This is a genomic window from Rhizobium mesoamericanum STM3625 (genome assembly GCF_000312665.1).
GTDB classification, from domain to species: Bacteria; Pseudomonadota; Alphaproteobacteria; order Rhizobiales; family Rhizobiaceae; genus Rhizobium; species Rhizobium mesoamericanum.
Genome location: NZ_HF536774.1, coordinates 76,536 through 79,799 on the forward strand (window position 1 = coordinate 76,536; position 3,264 = coordinate 79,799).

The window sequence follows — 3,264 nt, forward strand, 5'->3', positions numbered from 1 at the left end:
TTGTAAGCCATCACCAGACCGCTGCCATCCCACCAGACGATCTTGACCCGGTCCGCACAGTGCGTTTCATAATGCATCCCTCTGTCAGAGTCCGGGCAATCGAACAACTTTATCGTATTGATAATCCTTGTAAAACCTGGACCGGCGATCAACTACGCCCTGCACCCCTATCTGGACGGCCTCTGAGGTTAGCGCTTCGATCGGGACCATCCACTGTGAGCCCGGCAAGATTTGAGTTGCGGGCAAAATTCCTTTCTTCGCAAGGCTCTTCGCCGACCCGACACAGATGCCGAGTTTCTCGGCCGCCTTTGTCAGACTAATCATCGGTACGTCCACATTGGCGGCATCATATTCGGGAATTCCCAGGCGCTCGCGCATTTCGCGAACACGCACGGTCGTCCAGCTCTCGCCATCACCTGTCTTGCAAAGCATCCGATTGAGGGACACCGCGAGTTCCCGATCTGGCCAATGTCCGCCCAGCTTTCGTAACGCCTCAACGGCCGATGGTGCGAGCTCGGCAGGATATCTCCCGGTCTTGACGCGTGCCACGCGCACCTCTGTGTGCCGGCCGCCGGTCCAATGGATCAAGAGCACCGCCTCGTTGGTCGCATCATCAAGATCGCAAATAATCTCCTGAACCAAGATGTGGATGAGCCGTTGCTTTGTTCGCGTCTCAGTGGAGGGCGCATTCCATACGGTCGGTAAATCCTGGGCAAGCTGCAGGAGTCGGCCACGATCGATGACCGGTCGCGCTGCTGACAGCGCGGACAGGTCCTTGATCTTACGCTCAAGCACGCCTACTCGCTCCAGAGCATCATTCCATCGGGCCTCCAATTCGCGGGCAACATGCCGCTTGGCCGGGTCCACAAGCTCATACCTGCGACTGGCCAGCAGCGCTTCGTAGCGTGCGCCTTCGAGGTCCCGCTCGATTGCCGCAATGACATCTCGTCGGGACCGCTCGACCTGATCCGAGGCGAAGATCGCCGCTTCGACAGCGCGGTCCGACACCGCCTCCAAAATCTGCATGGCCACGGCGCGATCGACCCTGACGCCGCCAATGCCAATACAAAGGCCGGCACCCACGTGAGCATCGTCGCCACGGCACTGGTAGCGATGCGCGTTGCCTTTGGCGTTGCCGTAGAAAACGCGCATCATTCGGCCGCAGCGACCGCATCGCATCAGTCCCGTCAAAAGGGCACGACCGCCCCGGGCTGATTTGCGGGCGCAATTCTTCTTCATGTGCGCGTTCTCGGTCAGAAGCTTGTAGTTCTCCTCATACTCCCGCCAACTGATGTAGCCTTGATGATTGTCGCGCAGCAGCACGTTCCACTCGTCCCTTGGCTTGCGCACCCCTGTGGCCTTGCGAGCGCGGCCATCGACGATCCGCGTTCGCTGCGCGCGTCTGCCGAAGGCATAGGCGCCCGCGTAGAGTGGATTGTGGAGGATCTGCATGACGCTGTGGTAGGCCGGCGCTTTCCAGACAAGTTTGCAGACATCGACATTGCGCAGAACGACCGGCATCTTGATATCGGTCGACCGCAGCCACAAAAAGACCTGTCGTCCACTTCCCAGTTCCCGGAATTTGGCAAATACGAGTCTGATCGTCTCAGCCACATGTTCGTCCGGGTCAATCTCGATCTTGCCCACTTCGCTCCAGCACAAGCCCGGCGGCAGCATGAACCGTAGTTCCCCGCGTCCTGCCTTGGAATCACGTGCGGCGATGCCGCGCTGGCGCATCAAGCTAAGCTCGTACTCCGACATCGTGCCCTTCAACCCAAGCAGCAGACGATCGTTGACGAGTCGCGGATCATAGGCGCCGTCCGGATCGATGACCAGTGTACCGGCGAGTGCGCAAAGGTCGATCAGATGATGCCAGTCCCTGCCATTGCGCGCTAAGCGCGACGCCTCAATGCAATAGACCGCTCCCACATCGCCGGAGCACACCTGTGCCACAAGCCGTTCGAATCCAGGCCGTTCCATACTGCCAGAGCCAGAACGGCCGAGGTCATCATCGATTACGGTCACTGATGCAAAACCCGTTGCTGCGGCCGCTCCTGCCAAATCATACTGTCGGCTGGCTTTCGAGATTGCCCATCACTTGCGCCATGGTCGACTGGCGGACATAAACCACAGCGGCGCGACCAAGGTGGTCAGACGTGATTTTCGCGTTCATCTGCGCCTCCCGTCTTCGCCGTTCTGTTCACCTCCAAAGCTTCCAGCAGAAGATCCGCCAGTGCTTCCACCAACCCTTTGACGTTCTTGACCGGAACCGGAAGATTTTGGCGCTCCAGCTGTAAGACGAATTGGTCGCGATTTTGATTTCGCCTGCTTCGCATCATCCTTCTCCTTCTTCCTCGAAGGATGGGATCTTGCGCCTCTTGCCCGAGTCGCACCGAATGATGCCAAGGCGGCAGCCAGTTCATTAAGGCCATAGATGCTGATCTCGGGTGGTCCAAGCCTCATCCCGCCGCAATAGCTCTCGTCGAACATCCAGTTCGGCAACTCACGGGAAAGATCGGGCCGTTCAGCCGTATAGATTGACATCAGGCTCTTGCCGCGGCGATACGGCGAGACTTGCACCTTGCTCCCGAACAGCGGATGCCAAGGATATGCGATCCTCGCAAAACGGAAACCGTATGCAGAATGTCGGTAATTGGGCCCGCTTCGCCCGGAAGACATAAAGCGAGCCATTGAACGGATCACTGCCGGCGTCGCGCACCAGCGACAGCAAACTGTCCGGCCCTTTGCGAAAGTCGATGGGGTGGCTGGCGAGGAAGACCTTTACACCTGCGGGGATCATGCTGAGCGAACTGCCCGGATGACACGCTGCAGATGAGCTTCGTCCACATCGGCGGGAGCGCGCACGACGACATCGCCAATCAGAACTTCGATTATCGCGCCGTCGGCACATGGCGTGACTGCCTTATGACCGATCGGCGCTATGTTCTCCTTGTGAGAGCCCAGGGCGGCGCGACGCCAGCCAAACAGTTGTGACGGATGGATATCAAGCCGACGTGCGATCGCTGACACGCTCGAGCCAGGCTCGAGTGCCTCTGCAACTGCACGCGCTTTAAAATCGTCCGACCAGCGCCGCCGAAGCTGCCGAGGCGCGCCCTCAAATCGGTCCGCAACAGCCTCGATCATATGAAAAGTTCTAGTTCCAGAGCTAGGCGCAGACATAGAAGCTCACAGCAGTTCATCGTGTCCGCTACCGATAGCCGACCGCTAAGCTGCTTCGCCAGATGGGGTCTGCTTGTCGCTTAC

Annotated in this window: 3 protein-coding genes and 1 pseudogene; 1 reads left to right on the forward strand and 3 read right to left on the reverse strand. The window is 58.9% G+C overall.

The genetic code is table 11. From position 1 onward, the window contains the following. Positions 1-84: 84 nt before the first annotated feature. Together BN77_RS27935 and tnpB are read right to left on the reverse strand one after the other, a co-directional pair. Positions 85-2,025, reverse strand: coding sequence for a recombinase family protein (locus BN77_RS27935; RefSeq protein WP_007538615.1), 1,941 nt, complete (start codon positions 2,023-2,025; stop codon positions 85-87). Between the two features lie 499 nt (positions 2,026-2,524). Further along, positions 2,525-2,800, reverse strand: a complete 276-nt coding sequence (tnpB, locus tag BN77_RS35995; RefSeq protein ID WP_007538618.1) for an IS66 family insertion sequence element accessory protein TnpB — start codon at positions 2,798-2,800, stop codon at positions 2,525-2,527. Between the two features lie 32 nt (positions 2,801-2,832). Here tnpB and BN77_RS35225 point away from each other — a divergent pair, with 32 nt between their 5' ends. Continuing rightward, positions 2,833-2,994, forward strand: a complete 162-nt coding sequence (locus tag BN77_RS35225; RefSeq protein ID WP_244426272.1) for a hypothetical protein — start codon at positions 2,833-2,835, stop codon at positions 2,992-2,994. Positions 2,995-3,015: 21 nt separating this feature from the next. Here BN77_RS35225 and BN77_RS35230 read toward each other — a convergent pair. Beyond that, positions 3,016-3,180, reverse strand: a pseudogene (locus BN77_RS35230) (transposase); the annotation flags it as partial. Positions 3,181-3,264: the final 84 nt, after the last annotated feature.